Source organism: Saccharothrix mutabilis subsp. mutabilis (assembly GCF_039521145.1).
GTDB lineage: Bacteria > Actinomycetota > Actinomycetes > Mycobacteriales > Pseudonocardiaceae > Actinosynnema > Actinosynnema mutabilis.
In genome coordinates this window covers 1-21048 of the sequence record NZ_BAAABU010000009.1, presented here as the reverse complement: position 1 = coordinate 21048, position 21048 = coordinate 1, and the positions used below count along the sequence as shown (strand labels likewise).

16 protein-coding genes, 1 tRNA gene and 2 pseudogenes are annotated in these 21048 nt (G+C 72.2%); 6 read left to right on the top strand and 13 right to left on the bottom strand.

Going from position 1 to position 21048, the window contains the following annotated elements; all coding sequences use genetic code 11:
- Positions 1–4: 4 nt before the first annotated feature.
- The 5 genes from ABD126_RS20780 to ABD126_RS20760 form a co-directional block, all read right to left on the bottom strand.
- A complete protein-coding gene (locus tag ABD126_RS20780; RefSeq protein WP_343935520.1) occupies positions 5–619 on the bottom strand; it encodes an HAD family hydrolase in 615 nt (204 codons plus the stop codon).
- 133 nt (positions 620–752) lie between these two features.
- Entirely contained in the window at positions 753–1148 is a 396-nt protein-coding gene (locus ABD126_RS20775; RefSeq protein WP_343935519.1) for a PPOX class F420-dependent oxidoreductase, read from the bottom strand.
- A 5-nt stretch (positions 1149–1153) separates the two neighbouring features.
- Positions 1154–1621 carry a 2-C-methyl-D-erythritol 2,4-cyclodiphosphate synthase gene (gene ispF / locus ABD126_RS20770; protein WP_343935518.1) on the bottom strand — a complete coding sequence of 156 codons (468 nt, stop codon included), beginning with the start codon at positions 1619–1621 and terminating at the stop codon, positions 1154–1156.
- Positions 1618–2310 carry a 2-C-methyl-D-erythritol 4-phosphate cytidylyltransferase gene (gene ispD, locus ABD126_RS20765; RefSeq protein ID WP_343935517.1) on the bottom strand — a complete coding sequence of 231 codons (693 nt, stop codon included), beginning with the start codon at positions 2308–2310 and terminating at the stop codon, positions 1618–1620. Before ispD ends, ispF begins: the two co-directional genes overlap by 4 nt.
- Positions 2311–2339: 29 nt before the next feature.
- On the bottom strand, positions 2340–2828 hold the full coding sequence (locus ABD126_RS20760) for a CarD family transcriptional regulator (RefSeq protein ID WP_065915127.1): 489 nt from the start codon (positions 2826–2828) through the stop codon (positions 2340–2342).
- Between the two features lie 340 nt (positions 2829–3168).
- Here ABD126_RS20760 and ABD126_RS20755 point away from each other — a divergent pair, with 340 nt between their 5' ends.
- Entirely contained in the window at positions 3169–3876 is a 708-nt protein-coding gene (locus ABD126_RS20755; RefSeq protein WP_343935516.1) for a copper chaperone PCu(A)C domain-containing protein, read from the top strand.
- Positions 3877–3996: 120 nt separating this feature from the next.
- Positions 3997–5370, top strand: coding sequence for a DNA repair protein RadA (gene radA, locus ABD126_RS20750; protein WP_343935515.1), 1374 nt, complete (start codon positions 3997–3999; stop codon positions 5368–5370).
- 47 nt (positions 5371–5417) lie between these two features.
- Here the strand turns inward: radA and otsB are convergent, their stop codons facing one another.
- The 3 genes from otsB to ABD126_RS20735 all read right to left on the bottom strand — a co-directional run bounded on the left by otsB (position 5418) and on the right by ABD126_RS20735 (position 11017).
- On the bottom strand, positions 5418–7952 hold the full coding sequence (gene otsB / locus ABD126_RS20745) for a trehalose-phosphatase (RefSeq protein ID WP_343935514.1): 2535 nt from the start codon (positions 7950–7952) through the stop codon (positions 5418–5420).
- 71 nt (positions 7953–8023) lie between these two features.
- Positions 8024–9457, bottom strand: a complete 1434-nt coding sequence (locus ABD126_RS20740; RefSeq protein WP_343935513.1) for an alpha,alpha-trehalose-phosphate synthase (UDP-forming) — start codon at positions 9455–9457, stop codon at positions 8024–8026.
- A 165-nt stretch (positions 9458–9622) separates the two neighbouring features.
- On the bottom strand, positions 9623–11017 hold the full coding sequence (locus ABD126_RS20735) for a threonine/serine exporter family protein (RefSeq protein ID WP_425542852.1): 1395 nt from the start codon (positions 11015–11017) through the stop codon (positions 9623–9625).
- A 284-nt stretch (positions 11018–11301) separates the two neighbouring features.
- On the opposite strand from ABD126_RS20735, the gene ABD126_RS20730 reads away from it, so the two are divergent.
- A tRNA-Thr gene (locus ABD126_RS20730) sits at positions 11302–11374 on the top strand.
- A gap of 151 nt (positions 11375–11525) precedes the next feature.
- On the opposite strand, the gene ABD126_RS20725 is transcribed toward ABD126_RS20730, so the two are convergent.
- Both ABD126_RS20725 and ABD126_RS20720 read right to left on the bottom strand, forming a co-directional pair.
- Positions 11526–12944, bottom strand: a complete 1419-nt coding sequence (locus ABD126_RS20725) for a HAMP domain-containing sensor histidine kinase (RefSeq protein WP_343935512.1) — start codon at positions 12942–12944, stop codon at positions 11526–11528.
- The gene (locus tag ABD126_RS20720; protein WP_343935511.1) at positions 12944–13642 is read right to left on the bottom strand and encodes a response regulator transcription factor; all 699 of its coding nucleotides are present in this window, start codon (positions 13640–13642) and stop codon (positions 12944–12946) included. Before ABD126_RS20720 ends, ABD126_RS20725 begins: the two co-directional genes overlap by 1 nt.
- Before the next feature lie 203 nt (positions 13643–13845).
- On the opposite strand from ABD126_RS20720, the pseudogene ABD126_RS20715 reads away from it, so the two are divergent.
- Positions 13846–13974 (top strand): annotated as a pseudogene (locus ABD126_RS20715) (FMN-binding protein); the annotation flags it as partial.
- 221 nt (positions 13975–14195) lie between these two features.
- Positions 14196–14735 (top strand): FAD:protein FMN transferase, encoded by a 540-nt coding sequence (locus ABD126_RS20710; RefSeq protein WP_343935510.1) that lies wholly within the window; start codon positions 14196–14198, stop codon positions 14733–14735.
- On the opposite strand, the pseudogene ABD126_RS20705 reads toward ABD126_RS20710, so the two are convergent.
- The 3 genes and pseudogenes from ABD126_RS20705 to ABD126_RS20695 all read right to left on the bottom strand — a co-directional run.
- Positions 14675–15658: pseudogene (locus ABD126_RS20705) on the bottom strand (NsdA family TPR-like regulatory protein); the annotation flags it as partial. The gene ABD126_RS20710 and the pseudogene ABD126_RS20705 overlap by 61 nt on opposite strands.
- Positions 15659–15712: 54 nt before the next feature.
- Positions 15713–16306, bottom strand: a complete 594-nt coding sequence (locus ABD126_RS20700; protein ID WP_343935508.1) for a TetR/AcrR family transcriptional regulator C-terminal domain-containing protein — start codon at positions 16304–16306, stop codon at positions 15713–15715.
- A gap of 225 nt (positions 16307–16531) precedes the next feature.
- On the bottom strand, positions 16532–17557 hold the full coding sequence (locus ABD126_RS20695) for an ADP-ribosylglycohydrolase family protein (RefSeq protein ID WP_343935507.1): 1026 nt from the start codon (positions 17555–17557) through the stop codon (positions 16532–16534).
- A gap of 188 nt (positions 17558–17745) precedes the next feature.
- Here ABD126_RS20695 and ABD126_RS20690 point away from each other — a divergent pair, with 188 nt between their 5' ends.
- Complete coding sequence (locus ABD126_RS20690) at positions 17746–20553, top strand: AfsR/SARP family transcriptional regulator (protein WP_343935506.1); 2808 nt, start codon at positions 17746–17748, stop codon at positions 20551–20553.
- Positions 20554–21048 lie beyond the last annotated feature (495 nt).

The window sequence follows — 21048 nt, the reverse complement described above, 5'->3', positions numbered from 1 at the left end:
TTGCCTATGCCACGTGCGCCTTGATGACGTCGAGCAGCGCGCCGGGCCGTTGCGCGGTCTCCAGCGGCGGGACGATCGCGACCCGGCAGCCGATCGCGGCGGCGCCGCCGTCGGCCTCCTCGCTGTCTCCGATCATCAGCGCCTCGCTGGGGTGCACGCCCAGCCGCTCGCAGGCGATCTGGAAGATCTTGGGGTCCGGCTTGACCACGCCGACCTCGAAGGACAGCACGTACTCGTCCACCCGGTGCTCCACGCCGTGGCGGGCGAACACGGTCCGGATGTCCCAGGCGATGTTGCTGACCACGGCGGTCGGCAGCTCGGTGCCCAGGGCCTGCGCGGTGTCCGGGTAGGGCTGCCAGAACGGCGGGCTGACCAGCCGGTCGTAGAACGCCGCCGGGTCCGGCGCGCCGGCCCGGTCCAGGACCTTGAGGTGCAGGTCGCGGTGCACGTCGCCGTCGAGGTCGCGGCGCTCCCACTCGTCGGGGTCCACGCCGAGGCCCTCGTCCAGGCCGACCGGCGCGGTGAGCGCGCGCATCAGGTCCGCGTGCGCGGTCAGGGACTCGTGTTCGAGGCGGAAGAGCGTGCCGGAGAAGTCGAAGAGGACGGCGCGGATCGTCACAACCGCACGCTAGTTGGTCTGAACCTCGCTTTTGTAGGTTTCCGGCCGGAGCAGGACGCACGCCACACCCCACACCGCCGGGCACCCCGCCCGGGTGGCAGGCGTTGCGCGCCACGGCCACCCGGGCGGGTGCTCACGCCGCGTTGCCGGCGACCTTGGTCGGCGTCACGCGCAGCACCACGCGCACCTTGTCCGGGGCCTCTTCGGGGAAGTCCTCGCCGGTGTACTTCCGCGCCAGCGCGTTGGCGAGCGCCCGGTCGGTGTCCTCGGTGACCGTGACGGTGCCGCGGATCTCGGCGTACACCTCGGGGTCGCGGTGGTCCCACACGCTGACGCTCACCCGCGGGTCGCGGCGGACGTTGCGCTCCTTCACCCGGTCGCGCAGCGTGGAGAACAGCAGGTCGTCGCCGTCGCGGGTGATCCACATGACCGCGCTGTGCGGGCTGCCGTCGGCGTTGAGGGTGGAGATGGTGGCGTAGTTGGGGCCGTCGACCAGGGCACGCGTCGAGGCGCTGAGGGTGATCGCCATGACCCTCAGGCTAGCGGGATGATCAACGCGGTGGCGATGGCCGCGATGCCCTCGCCGCGCCCGGTCAGCCCCAGGCCGTCCGTGGTGGTGCCGCTCACCGCGACGGGGCCGCCGACGGCCTCGGAGAGCACCTCCTGCGCCTCGTCGCGGCGCTTGCCGACCTTGGGCGCGTTGCCGATGACCTGCACCGACGCGTTGCCGACGCGCCAGCCGGCCTCGGCCAGGAGCCTGCGCACCTCGGCGAGGAACTCGACGCCGTGCCGGCCGGACCAGCGCGGGTCGCTGGTGCCGAACACCGCACCGAGGTCACCCAGTCCGGCGGCGGACAGCAGCGCGTCGCACAGGGCGTGCGCGGCGACGTCCCCGTCGGAGTGACCCGCGCACCCGTCGACGCCCTCCCAGCGGAGGCCGGCGATCCAGCACTCCCGGCCCGGTTCCACCTGGTGGACGTCGGAGCCGATGCCGACCCTCACGCCTGGCCTCCCACGAGCAGCGCCTCCGCGACCGCGAGGTCGAACGGGGTGGTGATCTTCATGGCGTCCGGGTGCCCCGGGACCGTGGTGACCGGCACACCGAGCCGTTCCACCAGGCCCGCGTCGTCGGTGGCGTGCAGACCGGCCTCGTGCGCGCGCAGCAGCGTGCGGGCGTCGAAGCCCTGGGGGGTCTGGACCACGCGCAGGGCCGACCGGTCCGGCGTGGCGACCACCACACCGTCCGCATCGACCTGCTTGACCGTGTCGGTCACCGGCAGCACCGGGATGACCGCCGGGTGACCTGCGCGAACGGCGTCCACCACGGCCTTGACGACGTGCGGTGGCGTGAACGCGCGGGCGGCGTCGTGCACCAGGACGACGTCGGTGTCGGGGAACTCGCGCAACGCGTGCTCCAGCGCGAGCCGGACCGAGTCCGACCGCTCCGCACCGCCCGCGAGCACGTGCACCGCCCCGCCGGCGTGCGCCAACGGGGCGGTGACGGTTCTCACTGTGTCCACATCGGACGGTGGCGCGGCGACGACCACGTGCCGCACGCAACCCGCCTCGAACAGGCCGCGCACCGCTCTGACCAGCAACGGAACGCCGTCGACGGGGACGAGTGCCTTGGGCACGCCGTAACCCAGCCGCTCTCCCCGGCCCGCAGCGGGCACGAGCGCGACCACACCCATGTTGTTTCGTGTTCTTCGAGTGTCGAGGGTCAGGACGCGGTGGCGAGGACCTCGTCGAGGAGGACCTCGGCCTTGTCCTCGTCGGTGCCCTCGGCGAGCGCCAGTTCGCTAACCAGTATCTGTCGAGCCTTCGCCAGCATCCGCTTCTCACCAGCGGACAGTCCGCGATCCTTCTCGCGCCGCCAGAGGTCGCGCACCACTTCGGCCACCTTGTTCACGTCACCGGACGCGAGCTTCTCCAGGTTGGCCTTGTACCGCCGGGACCAGTTGGTCGGCTCCTCGGTGTGAGGAGCGCGCAAGACCTCGAAGACCCGGTCGAGACCCTCTTGGCCCACCACGTCGCGCACGCCGACGATCTCGGCGTTGTCGGCGGGGACGCGAACCGTGAGGTCGCCCTGGGCAACCTTCAGAACGAGGTACTTCTTCTCCTCGCCCTTGATCACACGGGTCTCGATTGCTTCGATGAGAGCGGCACCGTGGTGCGGGTAGACGACGGTCTCTCCGACCTTGAAAACCATGTGTCCTCTGCCCCTTTCGCTAACCCCATCCTAACACGTCGAGCAATCCCCTCTTCGGCGTCCGGAGATCAGTTCGCGCAGGTCAGGGCCACGAGGGGGGTTGACAAACCACCCGGCGACGTGCAACGGCCCAGGTCGATCTTGCTCCACAGTGGACGTCGTGGCGGGTGTTGTGGGGCACCACATGAGGTGGGCCGGTGAAGGCCCCGTTAGGCTCCTGGACTGGTGGTCGACCGGCGTACTGCCGGGTACGGCCCGCCTGTGTCAGCACACCGGAAGGATCCGAGCAGCCGTGGGTCGCGCACCGCAGAAGTCCCCAGCGTCTCGCCGACTGGCCCTCGTGGCCGCAGTGGCGGCCGGCCTCGGCCTCGCGGCTGCGGGTTGCAGCGCGGGCCAGGTCACGCAGACCGACACCCAGGTGGCCGCCGTCAACGGTGCGAGCGGGACGGTCGGCGCCATCGCCGTCCGCGACGCGCAGCTGTTGTTCCCGGTGGAGCACGGGTACTACGAGGAGGGCGACAGCGCCCCGGTCGTGGTGGTCATCGCGAACAACGGCGGTGACGCGGACAAGCTGCTGTCGGTGACCAGCGAGCGGTCGGCCGAGGCCGAGATCACCGGTGACCAGGACCTCGAAGCCGGCACCGCCATCAGCGCCGAGGCGGACCAGGACGACGCGGGCAGCCACAAGACGACCACGTCGTCCCCCGCTTCCACCACCTCGGCGTCCCCGACGTCCGCGGCCTCCGGCACCACCACCCCGGGCTCGACCACGGGCTCGCCGACGACCACGACGACCACGTCCGCGTCGGGCACGTCCGTCTCGGCCCCGCCGACCACGACGGCGAACCCGTCCGCGTCGGTGTCCGCGTCGGCGAAGCCGAGCGAGCCGGGCAAGGTCAAGATCGTGCTGAAGGACTTCAAGGGCGAGCTGCGGCCGGGCCAGACGGTGCGCGTGACCTTCCTGTTCGAGAAGGCCGGCCCGATCACCCTGGACCTGCCGATCGGCGCGACCCCGGAGCCCCGCAAGGACGCGCCCTCCGAGCACTGAGCGCAAGCCGCTGATCAGGCCCGTTCCCGACCACCGGGGGCGGGCCTCTCGCGTTGCCGGGGGGCGGGCTCGGCGTGGCGTGCCGGCGGGACTGTCGGGGGTGGTCGTTAGCCTGCGGTCGTGGTCAAGAACGGGCGTGCGGTGAAGGCTTCCTACCGGTGTGCCGAGTGCGGGCACGAGGTGGCGAAGTGGGTGGGGCGGTGTCCCGAGTGCCAGGCCTGGGGGACCGTCGAGGAGCGCGGCGTGAGCCGGTCCGCGCTCGCCCGCGTCGTGGCCGGCGCGCCCAGCGCGCCCGCGCGGCCGATCGGGGAAGTGGACATCGAGTCCGCCCGCGCCCGCAAGACCGGGGTGGCCGAGCTGGACCGCGTGCTCGGCGGCGGGCTGGTGCCCGGCGCGGTCGTGCTGCTGGCGGGGGAGCCCGGGGTGGGCAAGTCCACGCTGCTGCTGGAGGTCGCCTACCAGTGGGCCGTGAAGGGCGCGGTGCCCTCGCTCTACATCACCGGTGAGGAGTCGGCCGGGCAGGTCCGGTTGCGGGCCGAGCGCACCGGCAACATCCACCCCCAGATGTACCTCGCCGCCGAGAGCGACCTGAGCGCCGTGCTCGGGCAGGTCGAGGCGGTCAACCCCGGCGTGCTGATCGTCGACTCCGTCCAGACGATGTCCTCCCCCGAGGTGGACGGCACGCCCGGCGGGGTCACGCAGGTCCGCGCCGTCACGGCGGGCCTGGTGGCGCTGGCCAAGGAACGCGGCCTGCCGATCGTGCTGGTCGGGCACGTCACCAAGGACGGCTCGGTCGCCGGGCCCCGCGTCCTGGAGCACCTGGTGGACGTCGTCCTGCAGTTCGAGGGCGACCGGCACTCCAGCCTGCGCCTGGTCCGCGGCATCAAGAACCGGTTCGGCGCGGCCGACGAGGTGGGCTGCTTCGAGTTGCGCGACGACGGCATCGCGGGCGTCCCGGACCCGTCCGGCCTGTTCCTCAACCGCCGCGACCAGGACGTCACCGGCACCGCCGTCACCGTCGTCGTGGAGGGCAAGCGGCCCATGCTGGGCGAGGTGCAGGCCCTGGTCACGCCGACGAACCTGCCCTCCCCGCGCCGGGCGGTCAGCGGGCTGGACTCGGCCCGCGTCGCCATGGCCCTCGCCGTGCTGGAGAAGCGCGGCCGGATGGCCCTGCACAACAAGGACGTCTTCACCGCGACCGTCGGCGGCATGAAGCTGGTGGAACCCGCCGTGGACCTCGCGGTGGCGCTGGCCGTCGCCTCCGCCGCCACCGACCAGCCCCTGCCGCACGACCTGGTCGTGGTCGGCGAGGTCGGCCTGTCCGGCGAGCTGCGCCGGGTCAACGGCGTCGGCCGCCGCCTCACCGAGGCCGCCCGCCTCGGCTACACCAAGGCCCTGGTCCCGCCGGACGCGGGCCCCCTGCCGGGCGAGACCCGCGCCCTGGTCGCCCACGACCTGTTCGAAGCCCTCCAGCTGCTCAAGCTCAAGAAATGACGAACGCCCCCGGGCCGAGCGGCCCGGGGGCGTCCCGCGGGAAGCACCTACGGCAGGGCCGCCAGCAGCTGGGCGCAGCGGATCAGGCCCAGGTGGCTGTAGGCCTGCGGGTGGTTGCCCAGGGAGCGCTCCGCGATCGGGTCGTACTCCTCGGGCAGCAGGCCCGTGGGGCCGGCCGCGTCGACCATCTGCGCGAACAGCTCCTCGGCCTCCGTGCGCCGCCCGGTGAGCAGGTAGGCCTCGATCATCCACGCCGCGCACAGGTGGAAGCCGCCCTCGTCGCCGGGCAGGCCGTCGTCGCGCCGGTAGCGGTAGACCGTGGAACCGGACCGCAGCTCCGCCTCGATGGCGGTGACGGTGGCCTGGAAGCGGTCGTCGGCCGGGTCGATCAGGCCGGTCAGGCCGACGTGCAGGGACGCCGCGTCGAGGTCGTCGCCGTCGTAGGCCGTGGTGAACGACTGCGCCTCGTCGCTCCACCCGTGCTTGAGCACGTCGCCTGCGATGGTGTCGCGCAGCACCGGCCAGGACGGGTCGATCTCGCGCCCGTAGGTCTCGCCCAGCGACACCGCGCGGTCCAGGGTCACCCAGCACATGACCTTGGAGTACACGTGGTGGCGGGGCGCGTGGCGCTCTTCCCAGATGCCGTGGTCGGGCTCGTGCCAGCGGCGGGCGACGGCCTCGGCCATCGCCTGCACCATCTTCCAGTCCGGGTCGGTCAGCGAGCCGCGCGCGGCGGCCAACTGCACCACCAGGTCCACGACCGGGCCGAACACGTCGAGCTGGACCTGCTGGTTGGCCAGGTTGCCCACGCGCACGGGCCGGGAGCCCGCGTAGCCGGGCAGGGTGTCGATGACCGCCTCGGCGCCCAGCATGGTGCCCTGCAGCGTGTAGAGCGGGTGCAGGCGCTCGGGGCCGGGCAGCGTGGCCAGCACGCCGTGCACCCAGCCCAGGAACGCCTCCGCCTCGCCCAGCGACCCCAGCGACACCAGGGCCTGCGCGGTCAGCGCGGCGTCGCGCAGCCAGCAGTACCGGTAGTCCCAGTTGCGGATGCCGCCCAGCTCCTCGGGCAGCGACGTGGTCGCGGCGGCCATGATCGCGCCGGTGTCGTGGTGCACGAGGCCCTTGAGGGTCAGCGCGGAGCGCAGCACCAGGTCCGTCTCGACCGGCGGCAGCTTGAGCGTGGCCGCCCAGTCCGACCAGAACGACCCGGCCCGCGCCCGCCGCTCCGCCTCGCCCAGCGTGGCCTCGGACAGGTCGTCCGTGCCGCACCGCAGCTCCAGCAGCACCGGCGCGCCCTCGCGGGGCCGCACGACGGCCGTGGCCGTCTCCTGGATGCCGTCGGAGGTGATCTGCCAGTCCACGCCCGGCGAGCGCAGCACCATCGGGTCGGACGTGCCGACCACGCGCAGGCCGTCGCGCTCGCGCAGCAGCCGCACCGGCACCTGCCCGAACTCCGGGCGCGGCGCGAAGGTGATCACCGCGTTGGTCGAGCCGGAGATGCGCCGCACCAGGTCGGTGCGGTGCGAGGCCAGGTCGTGGTCGAGGTAGTCGGTGACCAGCAGCCGCGACCAGCGGGTCTCCACGATCATCGTGCCCGGCACGTACCGCTGGCCCAGGGGCAGCGACCCGTGCTCCGGCTTGATCGAGAAGTGGCCCGCCGCCGGGCCGCCGAGCAGGTCGGCGAACACCGCCGCCGAGTCCGGCTCCGGGTGGCACAGCCAGTTCAGCCGGGCGTCGGGGGTGAGCAGGGCGACCGACCGCTCGTTGGCGAGCATGGTCAACCGCTCGATCGGCACGGCCTGGTCGCCGTGCAGCCAGTTCTTGCGCTCCTCGAACAGGAACGCCAGCACGGTGGCCACGTCCACGGTGTCGTCGATGCGGTACTCGGCCAGCGACTCGCCGTCGCCGACCTTGATGCCCACGTCCGGCCCGGACAGCCGGGCGAACGCCTTCTCGTCGGTGACGTCGTCGCCCACGAAGATCGACGCGGTCGCGGACACCCGGTGCCGCAGCACGTCCAGGGCGTGGCCCTTGTCGGTCTGCACGACGGCGAGCTCGATCACGGCCTTGCCCTCCGTGACCTGCACGCCGTCCCACGTGCTCGGGCCGCTGCGCACGGCGTCGAGCACCCGGTCCCCGACGGCCTGCTCGGCGCGCCGGACGTGCACCGCGATGCTCGCGGGCTTGACCTCCAGGCTGACGCCGTCGTGGCCGTCCACAATCGTTTCAAGCGCGGTTTCCAGGCGCCGGTGCAGGGCCTTCGCGTCGGCGTCCAGGGCGTGGACGAAGCCCACGTCGAACTCCGACCCGTGCGAGCCCACGAGGTGCACCTCGGACGGGAGGCGGGACAGCGTCGCGAGGTCGCGCAGCGCCCGTCCGGAGATCACCGCCGTCGTGGTCTCGTGCAGACCGGCCAGGGAGCGCAGCGCGCCCACCGACTCGGTCAGCGGGCGGGCGTCCTCGGGGTTGGCCACGATCGGAGCCAGTGTCCCGTCGTAGTCGCAGGCGACCAGCAGGCGCGGTGTCCGGGCCAGCTGCACGATCGCACGGCGAAGATCGGCGGGGAGGGCTTCGGCGGTCAACGCCCCTCCTCAAGACTCGGTGGGACAGGTCGGTTGCAGGGTCTGAACTGATTCAGATAGGCTGAACTGATTCAGATTGCGCTCTGCGTACCCAAGGCGTCAAGGAACGAGCGAGCCCAACGGTCGACGTCGTGCGTGAGGACTTGGCGGCGCAGCGCGCGCATCCTACGGCGACCCTCCGCCGGATCCAGCGTTAGGGCTGCCTCCAGGGCGTTCTTGACACCGTCGAGGTCGTGCGGGTTCACCAGGAAAGCGCTGGTCAGCTCGGCGGCGGCGCCGGCGAACTCGGACAGCACGAGCGCGCCGCCCAGGTCGTAGCGACAGGCCACGTACTCCTTGCAGACCAGATTCATGCCGTCTCGGACGGGCGTCACGACCATGACGTCCGCGGCGGTCATGAAAGCGGTCAATTCCCGCCGATCTACGGATTGGTGCAAATAGTGGACGACCGTGTGGCCGACGGTGGAGAACTCGCCGTTGATCCGGCCCACCGCCTGCTCGATCTCGCTGCGCATCTGCTTGTAGTGCTCGACCCGCTCCCGGCTGGGCGTCGCGAGCTGGATCATGGTCACGTCCCGCGGGTCGACCCGGCCGTCCTCCAGCAGCTCGTGCAGCGCGCGCAGCCGCACGTCGATGCCCTTGGTGTAGTCCAGCCGGTCCACGCCGAGCAGGATCTTCTTCGGCCGGCCCAGGTCCTCGCGGATCTGCTTCGCGTGCGCCTGGACCTCCTTGCTGCGCGCCAGCGCGTCCAGACCCGCCGAGTCGATCGAGATGGGGAACGCGCCGACCCGCACCGTGCGGTCGCCGACCTGCACGACACCCGGCCGGGTGCGCACGCCGACCGCGCCGCGGCTGGGCTCCAGCCCGACCAGGCGGCGGGCCAGCCACAGGAAGTTCTGCGCGCCGCCGGGCCGGTGGAAGCCGACCAGGTCCGCGCCGAGCAGGCCGCGGATGATCTCGGTGCGCCACGGGAGCTGCATGAACAGCTCCACCGGCGGGAACGGGATGTGCAGGAAGAACCCGATCCGCAGGTCCGGCCGCAGCTCGCGCAGCATCGCCGGGACCAGTTGGAGCTGGTAGTCCTGCACCCACACGGTGGCGCCCTGCGCCGCCACCTTCGCCGTCACGTCCGCGAACCGCTGGTTCACCCGGACGTAGGCGTTCCACCACCGCCGGTGGAACGCCGGCGGCGCCACGACGTCGTGGTAGAGCGGCCAGAGGGTGCCGTTGGAGAAGCCTTCGTAGTAGTCGCGCACCTCGGCGGAGCTGAGCGCGACGGGGTGCAGCTGGAGGCCGTCCTCCTCGAACGCCTCGACCTCGGCGTCCGCGACGCCGGGCCAGCCGACCCACGCGCCGCTGTGCGAGCGCAGGAACGGCTCCAGGGCGCTGACCAGGCCACCGGGGCTGTGCTTCCAGCGTTGGGTGCCGTCCTCCAGGCGCTCCAGGTCGACCGGCAAGCGGTTAGCCACGACCAGAAAATCCGCGCCGTTCTCGCCAATGCCCACCTTGGTAACGCCTCCTGTGTCGAACCGCCGCGGGTTGTCGCGACATTCACGGTTGGTGCGCCCGCCACCGAGGGTAGTGGCTGGGGTGGTTCCGGAATGCCCGGCAGCGGTCTCCGTCACACGGTGTTCACGGAGGTAGGAGCAACGTCACCCCCGAGTGGGTGGTCACTCGACCCGGCGCTTGGCGGGACGCAGTGGGCCGGACAACCGGGGCCCGGCCAGCTTCCGCTCCAGCCGGCTCAGGCCCGTGCGCACCGGCCGGCCCAGGAACTCGCCCAGCACCACGCCGCTGGCCAGCGCCAACGCCGTGCCGGCGGCCAGCACGAGGGTGGACAGGCCGCCCGCGTCGGCCTCGACGGTCAGCTGGTAAAGACCCCGGTAGGTGGTCCAGCCCGGCAGCAGCGGCACCATGCCCGCCACCGCCACCACCAGCGGCGGCGTCCGCAGCCGGCGCGAGACCACCGCGCCGCCGAACCCGACCACCGTCGCGGCGACCGCCGAGCAGGTGATCACGTTCGTGCCGGTGAGCACGAGCAGCCCGTACGTGCCGGTGCCGACCGCGCCGGCCGCCGCGGCGATCGGCAGCGCTCGCAGCGGCGCGTAGGCGGCGAGCGCGAAGAACGCCGAGGTCACCGCGCCCGCGGCGAACTGGACCGGCACGTCGGAGATCAGCGGCGGCAACGGGTCGGCGATGGAGGTCCGGACCCCGAACTGCACGGCGGCGCGCAGCGTGAGGGCGATGCCGGTGATCAGGCCCGCGGTGAGCAGCGCGATCTCCATCAGGCGGCCGGCGGCGGTGACGTTGTACCCGGTGATCGCGTCCTGCACCGCGCCGACCAGCGACAACCCGGACAGCAGCACCACGATGCCGGTGGCGACGAGCAGCGACGGCCGCACCTCCGGCACCGCGTCCGTCGCGTACATGAGCGCAGCCGCCGCGGTGGCCAGCGCCCCGCCGACGACCTGTTGGAAGAAGAACGGCAGCGCACGCCGGTTGAGCAGCCGCCCGACCCGGTCGATCACGGCCGTGACCAGCGCGGCGGCGAGGGCCAGCAGCGGCCCGCCACCCACCAGGAACGCGACCGCGCCCGCCATGCCCGCCCAGGCCAGCGTGGCGACCCAGCGCGGGTAGGGGTGCGGCTGCTTGGTGATCCGGTCCAGCTCGGCGTAGGCGTCGGCGGCCCTGATGTCGCCGTCCGTGATCCGCCGGATGAGGTTCTCCAGGGCGGCCAGGCGCGTGTAGTCCAGGCCCCGGCTGCGCACCACGCGCAGCGACGTGACCGGCGCGGCCTCGGTGCCGCGGTGGCAGGACACGGTGATCGAGGTGAACGTCACGTCCACCTCGGTGCGCGGCAGCCCGTAGGCGTCGGCGACGGCCATGACGGTCGCGGTGGCGTCGGCGGCCCCCGCGCCGCTGGCCAACTGCACCTCGCCGACCCGCAGGGCGAGGTCGAGCACCAGGTGGACGGTCGAGTCGTCCGGCAGCGCCGGCCCCTCGACGGGTTGCCACAGGTCGGGCACGGTCCTGGGGTCGCGGTACCGCTTGCGCCGCAGCCTCACTGGTGGTGGTCCTCCTCGCGGATCACGGTTTAGCCACGCCCGACGGTGTCACATCCGCGGCTGTGTGATGCGCCACCCCCGGGCGGGGTCCCCGGTGCGGGTGAGTCGATCACCCAGCGTCCAACTCTGTTGATGCCGCTGGCCAGCGGTTTTGGGAGTTGGCTGGGCCACTCGGACGGGCTGCCGACCTCCGGACGGACCAACGCCGGGACACCCTGAGCAGACCGTTCGCCGCAGGTAGCACCTGGTGCGGGCGCTTACGATGTCCCCGGCGCATCCGCCGCGCCGGTGTAGCTCAATTGGCAGAGCACTCGCCTTGTAAGCGAAAGGTTAGGGGTTCAAGTCCCCTCACCGGCTCAGTGTTCGACGGCCGCGACTTCGTCGCGGCGGGCCCGGCCGCCGGGAAGTCGGCTCGTCGCGCCGCGTTTCGCCCCGATCGGGAAGCGTGATCGGAGCGAAAGGCGACGCGACGAGCCGACGCGGCCTCGCGGGTCGGGGGCGGCAGCCCTCACCTCGGGATCCTGATCGTGAACGTCGTCGAGCCCGGGTGGCTGTCCACGGTGATCGTCCCCCCGTGCGCCGCGACCAACGAGTGCACGACCGCCAAGCCCAGGCCGCTGCCGCCGCTGCCCCGCGTCCGCGAGTCGTCCACGCGGTAGAACCGGTCGAAGATCCGGGGCTGGTCCTCCGCCGGGATGCCCGGACCCGAGTCCGTCACCCGGATCACCGCGAACCGGCCCTCCACCCCCACCGACACCGACACCGCCGTGCCCGCCGGCGTGTGCGTGGCCGCGTTGGTCAGCAGGTTGTCCACGACCTGGCGCAGGCGCATCGGGTCGAAGCGCAGCGGCAGGGACCCCGGCGCGGTCACGGTCAGCGGGTGGTCCGGGCGGGCGGCTCCGAAGGCGTCGGCGGAGTCGCGGACCAGGCGCGCCAGGTCGTCGTCCTCCGGGCGGACCGGGGTTTCGGCCTCCGCCGAGTCCAGGCGGGCCAGCAGGAGCAGGTCGTCGAGCAGGACGCTCATCCGCGCCGCCTCCGAGCGCAGCTTCTCCAGGTGGGCCTCGCGCTCCTCCGGCGCGTTCGCCGCCGCGTAGCGGAACAGGTCCGCGTACCCCCGGATCGACGTCAGCGGGGTGCGCAGCTCGTGCGACGCGTCCGCCACGAACCGGCGCAGACGCTGCTCGGCGGCCGTCCGGGCGGCCAGCGACGTGTCGATGTGCTCCAGCATCGTGTTGAACGCCGTCCGCAGCTCCTCGACCTCGACGCCCCCGTTGCCGCCCGCCGCCCGCACCGGCAGCCGGGCCGAGTCGGTCAGGTCGTGGGACGTGATGGCGCGCGCGGTCTTCGCCATGTCGCTCAACGGCTGCAAGCCCCGGCGCAGGACCGCCCGCCCGGCCACCACCAGCGCGACCAGCGCCAACAGGAACGTCGCCACCTCGACCAGCACCAGCTGCCGGACGGTCGTGGTGATGTCGTTCATCGGCGCGGCGCTGACCAGCACCTGGCCGTTGCCCAACGGGCAGCCGCGCAAGCGGTACGTGCCGTGGCCCTTGAGGTACTCGGTGCGGAACACCGGCTCGGACCCGGTCGTCGCCGCCGCGACCTCCGCCAGCTCGCTCGGGTCGGCCGGCAGCTCCGGGTCGGGCTGCACCGACGACGGCTCCAGCGTCGCCCGACCGCCCTCGACCCGGTACACCGCCGCGAACCACCCGTAGACGTTCTTGGTCAGCTTGCCCGTCCGGTGGATCTCCTTCTCCAGGTCCTGCTGCGACCGCCCCACCTGCTCGTCCAGCTTCGCCGCCAGGTAGGCCTCCATGCGACCCGCCATCACCGTGCCGACCACGGCGAACACCACCAGGGCCAACACGCCCAGTCCGAGCGCCAGCCGCGTGCCCAGCGCCAACCGCCGGTACCCCGTGAACCGCATCAGTCGGGCGCCCTGCGCAGCACGTACCCGACGCCGCGCACGGTGTGGATCAACGGCTCGCGGCCGACGTCCAGCTTGCGCCGCAGGTGCGAGACGACCAGCTCGACCACGTTGGACCGGCCGCCGAAGTCGTACTCCCACACGTGGTCGAGGATCTGCGCCTTGGTCAGCACGGCCGGCGACCGGCGCATCAGGTACCGCAACAGCTCGTACTCGGTGGGCGTGAGCATCACCAGCTTCCCGCCCCGCCGCACCTCGCGGGTGTCCTCGTCCAGCGCCAGGTCCGCCACCTTCAGCACCGACCGCTTCCACTGCGGCCCGGTGCTGCGCCGCAGCACCGCCCGCAGCCGCGCCATCAGCTCCTCCACCGAGAACGGCTTCACCAGGTAGTCGTCGCCGCCCCGGGTCAGGCCCGCGACGCGGTCCGCCGTGCCGTCCCGGGCGGTCAGGAACACCACCGGGACCATCGCGCCGGACGCCCGCAACCGGTCCAGCACGGTGAACCCGTCCAGGTCGGGCAGCATCAGGTCGAGCACCACGATGTCGGGGTGGAAGTCGGCGGCCGTCGCCAGCGCGGCCTCGCCGCTGCCCGCCGTGGTCGCCTGCCACCCCTCGTACCGCGCGACGGTCGCGACCAGGTCGGCGATGTGCGGCTCGTCGTCCACGACGAGCAGTCGAACCGCGTTGCCCTTGTCCACGTGCTCATGGTGCGCCACCCCCGCGCGGCGGGCCGAACCCCCGCGCCGATCGACAGGGAGCCGACAGGTCGGCGACAGGACAGGCACAGCTCCCGCCCACAGGCTCGACGAGGTCACCCCCCAGCCGAACAGGAGTGCCGATCGTGACGACCGTCCAGCTCCCCGCGCCGGCCAAGCAGCCGAGCAGCGCGCCGACCCGGCAGGCGGTGCCCGTCCTGATCGAGGAGACGCTGTCCGCGCAGAGCGCCGAGGTCGACACGGTGTCGGGGGCGACGACGACCAGCGAGGCGTACGTGCGGTCGTTGCAGGCCGCGATCGATGCGAAGGGCTGAGGCCGTGCGACGCGTCGAGCACGTGATGGGTCTGCCGGTGTCCGTGCGGGTGGAGGGCGTGGCGGACGGGGTTGACCGGGCGTTCGCGTGGTTGCGGGAGGTGGACGAGCGGTTCACCCCGTTCAAGCCCGGGAGCGAGGTGTCCCGGTTGGGTCGCGCCGGGGTGGCGGGTTCCGGGTTGGCGGGTTCCGGGGTGGCGGGTTCTGGGGGCGGGTTTCGAGGTGAGTGCGGAGTTGGCGCACGTGCTCGCTTTGTGCGAGCACTACCGGGTGGCGACCGGGGGTGCGTTCGACGTGCGCCTTCCCGGCCGTGGGCTGGACCCGTGCGCGGTGGTGAAGGGCTGGGCCGTGCAGGGGGCCGCCGACACGCTGACGGCGGACCGGTTCGTGGTGAACGCCGGTGGCGATGTCGTGGTCGGTGCGCGTTCTGGTGTTCCTTGGCGCGTCGGCGTTCGCCACCCGTTGGCTGCTGACCGGTTGTGCACGGTTCTGGAGGTGGGGTCGGGTGCCGTGGCGACCTCCGGCAGTAATGAACGCGGCGATCACATTCTCGATGGGCGCACCGGTCGGCCGGTGACGGATTTGCTGAGCGTGACCATTTGTGCGCCGACGCTGACGGTCGCCGACGCGACTGCCACTGCCGCCTTCGCGATGGGTTTGGACGGCATTCCCTGGGCGGCTGCGCAGGAGGGGTGCGAGGTTTATGCGGTGGATGCGGCGGAACGCGTGTACCGGACTCCGGGGATGCCGGTAGCCGTCTGACGCGCTCGCGGACTGGTGAAGGTGGGAGGTCCTTGGTGCCACTCACCCAGCGCTTCCAGGGTCCGGTACCGCATGGCTTGGAGGACTTCGCGGAAGCGCAGGCCGTCGTCGGGCGGGAAGAGGAGGGCGGCTTCTTCGAGGTACCCGAGGTTGGCCAGGACGGCGGCGCGGTGGCCGTTGAGTTCGGTCTCGTCGATCCACCAGGCCCAGGGGGGCGCGGTGGGGTCGTCTTCGAGTACTTGCTGGGCTCGGGCGAGTGCTTGGAAGGCGGCACGCTCGTCTTTAAGGCGCGAGAACACTCGCGCTTGGCGCAACGCGAACATCGCTCTCACTTTCGGCGACTGGGCCCGCTCCAGTCCCAGTTCCGCCAGCCCGAGCGCTTCCTTCAGCTCTCCCACCCGAAACCGCTGAAAAGTACTGTTCAGCAAAGTAAGTATTTCAGTCTCGTGGATGTTTGAGTGGCGTGAAAGAGTTAGGGCGAGGGTGTTGTGGGCATGGGCCTCGGCTTGGCGTTCTTCCTCGAACAGAATCCAGCCCGCGACTTCGGCCAGTTCGGCGAGTGCGGCGGGGTCGTCGCGTGGGGCGGTTCGGACGGCTTGGATGGCCAGGTCGCCCAGGTTGGTGGTGTCGGGGTGGCCGTCGAGGGTGATGAGCAGCGCGGTGAGTGCGCGTACGCCTGCGGGCATGGTCAGCTGCCGGGTTGGGGTTGTCGCGGGCTGGGGCGGAGTCGCGGGCTGGGGCGGAGTCGGCGCGGGTGGGGCGGAGTCGGCGCGGGTGGTGTTCGGCGGCGTGGGCTTCGCGCTGGTGCCGGGGTGGGAAGCGGCCTGCGGAAATCTGCGTCGGCGGGCCGCCGGGGTGGGTTGGGCGCGGGCGGGGTGGGGAGCTGTGGCCGGGGAGGCGGGCGTGGGCCGGAGATGGCCTGCGCGGTGGGGTGAGTGCGGCCTGAGGTGTGCGGAGGTGGGGCGTTGCGGGCATGTTCAGCCGCCGAAGCGGGACAGGCGCAGGCCCGACAGGAGTAGGCGCAGGCCGTGTTCGAAGCGGTCGTCCGCGTCTTTGGTCAGTTCCGCCACGGCGTGTGCGGCCAAGGGGTGGCGGGTGGCGTCTGGGTCGCGGGGTGGGAGGGACTGCTCCTCGATGGTGAAGCCCTGCACGTACGCCCACACCGTGCTGATGCCGCGCGCCGCGTCGCGCAGGGAGAAACCCGCGTCGCACAGCGTCCGCAGGGCCAACTCCAGCGGGCGGCCGGTGGTGTGGGTCAGGTAGGTGCCGGACAGGACTCGGGCACCGTCCCGGTAGGCCAGCATCGTGTCGCGCAGGCGGTGGGCGCAGTCGGCGGTCCAGTCCACCCACGACTCGCCGCGCCTCGGCGCCTCCACGTCGCGCAGCGCGTCCTCGATGATCGTCGCCGCCATGCCGTCCAGCAGTTCGGCCTTGTTCTTCACGTGCCAGTAGAGCGCCGGGGCCTGCACGTCCAACGCGTCGGCCAGGCGGCGCAGGGTCAGGCCTTCCAAGCCGACCTCGTTGAGCAGTGCCAGTGCCGCGCGCACGATCGCGTCCCGTCCCAGACCCACGGCGAACGATGGTGCCTGACTCCTTCACGACGTTAAGGAGGTGGGCCGGGCGTGATGGTGCGCACGCGCTCTGCTACGGTCTCCGGCACGGGTTTTCCCTTCTCCGCGCAGGTCAGCCGGGTTTCGTGCTCGGGGCGTGCCCCGGCGTTCGATCGCGCGGAGGGTCGGCTTCGGTCACCCGCATTCGGGAGCGGGTGACCGGAGCCGGCGGTAAGCGAGCGGGAACTACAGGTAGCGCGAGTGGTCGAAGTCCGCGCCTACCACCGAGTGGCCCAGGTCGGAGCCCAGGCGGGTCAGCAGGTCCACCAGTTCCAAGCCCGCCAGCCAATCCCTCGGCAACGCGGCCGTCCCGTGCAGCGCTCCCAGGATGTTGCCGGTCAACGCGGCCGTCGCGTCGCTGCCGCCAGAGTGGTTGGCCGCCGCCCGCACGGCGTCCACGAACTCCGACCGCCGCGGGTGCACCAGCACCGTGTGGACGGCGATCGCCAGCGCCTCCGGCCCGGTCCACCCGCTGCCCAACCGGTCCACCCGGACCGACTCGAAGCCCAGCGCCCGGTGCTCGTCGGCGAACAGCACGGCCCGGTTCAGCGTGTTCGCCGTGTACGGGTCGTCGCGCAGGACCCGCCCGATGACCTGGTCCACCGCCTCCCGCAACGGCCGCGCCTTCACCGCCAGCAGGTGGATCAGCAACGCGAACGCGCCACCCGCCACCCAGCCGCCGGTGCCGCCGTGGGTCAGCGCCGCGAACCGGCAGCCCAGGTCGTAGGCGATCTCGGCGGTCGGCGCGAAGCCCGCCGGCGCGGTCCGGGTCACGCCGTTGCACCCGGAGGACTCGTTGTGCGGCTCCTCGGGCGTCGGCGGGCTGTCGGCGGCCAGCGCGCGCAGGCACGTCAGGCCCGGCGACCGGCTGGAGTACAGCCGCTCGTCGCCCACCAGCCCGGTCGCGCCCGGGTCCGGCGCGGCCACCTGCTGGGTGGTCAGCCAGCGCCGGTAGCTCTGCCACACCATCTCCACCGGCTCCCACTCGCCGGTCGTGTGCCCGCGCACCCACGCCCGCAGGTAGCCGTCCGCGGTGAACAGCGTGAGCTGCGTGTCGTCGGTCACCAGAGCGGGGCGCGGCGGTTCCAGGACACCCTCGGGCCCGTGGTCTCGTTGGATGTCCGCCCACCCGAGGTACTGGACGGGCGCGCCCAGCGCATCACCCAGCGCGCCGCCCAGCAAGCAGGCGGCGCCACGGTCGACCACGCTCATCGGCTCGCGCGGCAACTTGCCCTCCTGCACCTGCGTCGTCCGGGGTCAAAACCCTAGCCGTCGCGGGGTCGTCCGGTCATGGGAGCGGCGACTAGTTGAGCAAACAACATCTACTGGCAGGTATCCAACACGCCGCCCGGCGCACCTGATGTGAGTGACTGGGCAGTAGCTGGAGGCGGGGGAGGGGCATGGCTGACCGGAGCAGGAGCGGGCTGGAGTTCGGTGTCCTCGGGCCCTTGCAGGTGCTCGCGGACGGCCGACAGCTCGTCATCGGCCGCAAGGGCATGCGAGGGCTGCTCGCGATGCTGGTGCTGGAGGCCAACCGGGTCGTCCCCATCGACGAGATCGTGGACTGCCTGTGGGAGGACGAGCCGCCCGCCACGGCCCGGACCATCGTGCACGGTTACGTGTCCCGGCTGCGGCGCATGTTGGAGCAGGCCGACCCGGCCGGGTCCGCGCGCATCCTGACCACCCCGCCGGGCTACCAGCTCGCGGTCGACCCGTGGCGGCTGGACTTCCACCGGGCGCGCCGGCTCGTGGCCGGGGCGCGGGGCAAGCCGGCGCCGATCCGGGCGCAGCTGCTGCGCGAGTCGCTGGGGCTGTGGCGGGGGCCGGTGCTGGCCGACGTGCCGGGCGAGCCGATCACCACCGACCTCGACGAGCTTCGGCTTGCCGCACTGGAAGAGCGCATCGAGGCCGAGCTGGAACTGGGGCGGCACCTGGAGCTGGTGGGCGAGCTGCGGCAGCTGGTGGGGGAGTTCCCGTTCCGGGAGCGGTTCGTCGGGCAGATCATGCGCGCCCTGTACCGGTCCGGGCAGCGGGCCGACGCGTTGGAGGCCTACCAGCGCTTCCACCGCCGGGTCGTGGACGAGCTGGGCATCGACCCCGGTCCCGAGCTGCGCGTGCTGCACGAGCAGGTGCTGCGCGACGACCCGGCGCTGCGGGCCGGCGGTCTCGCCGAGCCGGCGACGCTGCCGCCCCGGCCGGGGGTCGTGGTGCCGGCGCAGCTGCCGGCGGCGGCGAGCGGGTTCATCGGGCGCGACGAGGAACTGGCCTGGCTGGACCGGCTGTGCGACGGCCGCGACACCGGAGCCACGACCATCGCCGTGGTCAACGGCGCGCCCGGCATCGGCAAGAGCGAGCTGGCCGTGACGTGGGGCCACCGGCGCGCCGAGCAGTTCCCCGACGGGCTGCTGTTCGCCCCGTTGAACGGCTTCGCGCCGGACCGGGAGCCCGTCGCGCCCGCCGAGGTGCTGGGGCGCTTCCTGCTGGCGCTGGGGGTGCCCGCGGACGGCGTCCCGCGCGACCTGGACGACCGGGTGGGGCTGTACCGGTCGGTGCTGGCCAAGCGGCGGGTGCTGGTGGTGCTGGACGACGCGTGGGACCCGGAGCAGGTGCGGCTGCTGCTGCCGCCCGGCGCGGGGTCGGTGGTGCTGGTGACGTCCCGGCGGCGGCTGGAGTCGCTGGTGGTGTCCAACGGGGCCCGGATGCTCACGCTGGACACGCTGTCGGAGGACGAGTCGGTGCGGCTGGTCGACGAGGTCGTCGGCAAACCGTTGTCCGAACAGGAACCCGTGGCCATGCGGATGCTCGCGGAGCTGTGCGGGAACCTGCCGCTGGCGCTGCGGATCGCCGCCGCCAAGCTCGTTTTCAGTCCGGAGTGGACGGTCGAGTCGCTGGTGGCGCAACTGTCCGACGACGACGTCCGGCTGCGGGCGCTGGACCTGGCGGACACCGGCGTGGGCGTGGCGCGGGCGCTCGCGGTGTCCTACCGCAACCTGCCGCCGGAACTGGCGGAGACGTTTCGGGCCGCGGGACTCGTCCCCGGCCGCTGGGTCAGTCCGCACGCCATCGCCGCCCTCTGCCGGACGGACCTCGGAACGGCCGCGGCGCGATTAGCCGACCTCGCGGACGCGCACCTGCTGGTCGAGCAGTGGCGCGGCGGGTTCGTCCTGCACGACCTGGTGCGCCTGTACGCCCGGGAGGTGCTGGGCGACCAGGACGCCGGCCGCCGCACGGCCGCGTTGCGCCGGCTGATGGACCACTACCTGGCGGCGTGCGACCACGCCCGTCGGCTGATCCGCCCGTCCGGTGACGGGCTGGACCTGGCGTCGGTCGACCCGACCGCGCCCCGCCCGGCGACCGCGGCGCAAGCCCTGTCCTGGTACGACAAGGAGTGGCCCAACCTGATCGCCCTGGTGCACGCCGGCGCGGAAGCCGGTCTGCACCAACAGGTCTGGCAGCTCGTCCGGCTCGTGCACACCTACTGCGTGGCCCGGGTGGTCAGCCGCGACTGGCACGGGATCGCGGAGTTCGGGTTGGCGGCGGCCCGGGTCAGCGGCGACCGGCGCGGCGAGATGCTGGTCCTGAACGCGATGTTCAAGATCAATTGGCGGGCGGGCGCGGTGCGGGGGACCCTGCCCGACGCCGAGCGCGCGCACCGGATCGCGAAGGGGATCGGCGAGCCCAGGTACCTGGTGATGACGCTGGACCAACTGGCCGGCGCGCTGTTCGCGGAGGGTCGGTTGGAGGAGGCGCTGACGTACTACCGGGAGGCCGTGGAACTGGCGCGCCGCGACGGCGACGCCCTGGGCGAGGCCACCGTGCTGAACAACCTGGCCCAGGTGGAACAACGCCTCGGACAGCTGGAGACGGCGGCGCAGCACCAGTTCCAGGCGATGGAGGTGCACCACCGCAACGGCGACGAGCGGGCGTACGTGCTGGCCGTGAACAACCTGGCCGAGATGTACACCGAACTGGGCCTGCTGGCCGAGGCGGAGGAGCACGCGCGGCAGGGCGTCGAGCTGGCGCGGGGCGGGTCCATGCAGTTCGAGGAGGCGTTCGGGCGGCAGGTGCTCGGCGAGGTGCTGGCGAAGCGGGGGGAACGGGTCGCGGCCCAAGCGGAGCTGGCCGAGTCCCTCCGGTTGTTCGAACGGCTGGGCTCGCCGCGGGCCATGTTGGTCCGAACGGCCCTTGAAGGGTTGGCCGGGGCTTGACCACCGAGGTTTAGCGGATGTTTAGCTCGCCAATGCGAAGTCGTGGGAACTTGGGACTCGCGCGCTGATCAACGCACAAGCGGATGAGCGTGCACGGGTGGCTCTTGGAGGGGGATGCCAGGGGGGGAAGCCACCCGAACCGCTGACCGGGCCGGCATTCGGGGGAGAGTGCCGGCCCGGTCAGCCCTTTCCTTGCTCTTGTTGTGAGCAGCGAAGCGTGAAGCTCAAAAGCGTAAAGCTGAAAAGCGTAAAGCTGAAAAGCGAAAAGCTGAAAAGCGAAAAGCTGAAAAGCGGCTGGGGAGGCCTCCAGTGGGGGGAAGGGCTGCGTGTTCCCCACCGCATGACCTGGCGGAGCCGACCTGAGGGGCTGTAAGGTTTTCGGACAGGCGTCTTTTTGGTGTTTTAGGCTGCGCTGTTTGTCGTGAACCACTCGGACTCTACCTCGTTCGGTGTGCGGTAGGCAATTCCGGAGTGGAGTCGGATCTGGTTGTAGCG

Bases quoted from the DNA above. Each gene is read 5' to 3' on its own strand.
- ABD126_RS20725 (WP_343935512.1), bottom strand. From the start codon at position 12,944: ATGCGGTTCACGGGGTACCGGCGGTTGGCGCTGGGCACGCGGCTGGCG.
- ispD (WP_343935517.1), bottom strand. From the start codon at position 2,310: ATGGGTGTGGTCGCGCTCGTGCCCGCTGCGGGCCGGGGAGAGCGGCTG.
- ABD126_RS20775 (WP_343935519.1), bottom strand. From the start codon at position 1,148: ATGGCGATCACCCTCAGCGCCTCGACGCGTGCCCTGGTCGACGGCCCC.
- ABD126_RS20690 (WP_343935506.1), top strand. From the start codon at position 17,746: ATGGCTGACCGGAGCAGGAGCGGGCTGGAGTTCGGTGTCCTCGGGCCC.
- ABD126_RS20695 (WP_343935507.1), bottom strand. From the start codon at position 17,557: ATGAGCGTGGTCGACCGTGGCGCCGCCTGCTTGCTGGGCGGCGCGCTG.
- ABD126_RS20760 (WP_065915127.1), bottom strand. From the start codon at position 2,828: ATGGTTTTCAAGGTCGGAGAGACCGTCGTCTACCCGCACCACGGTGCC.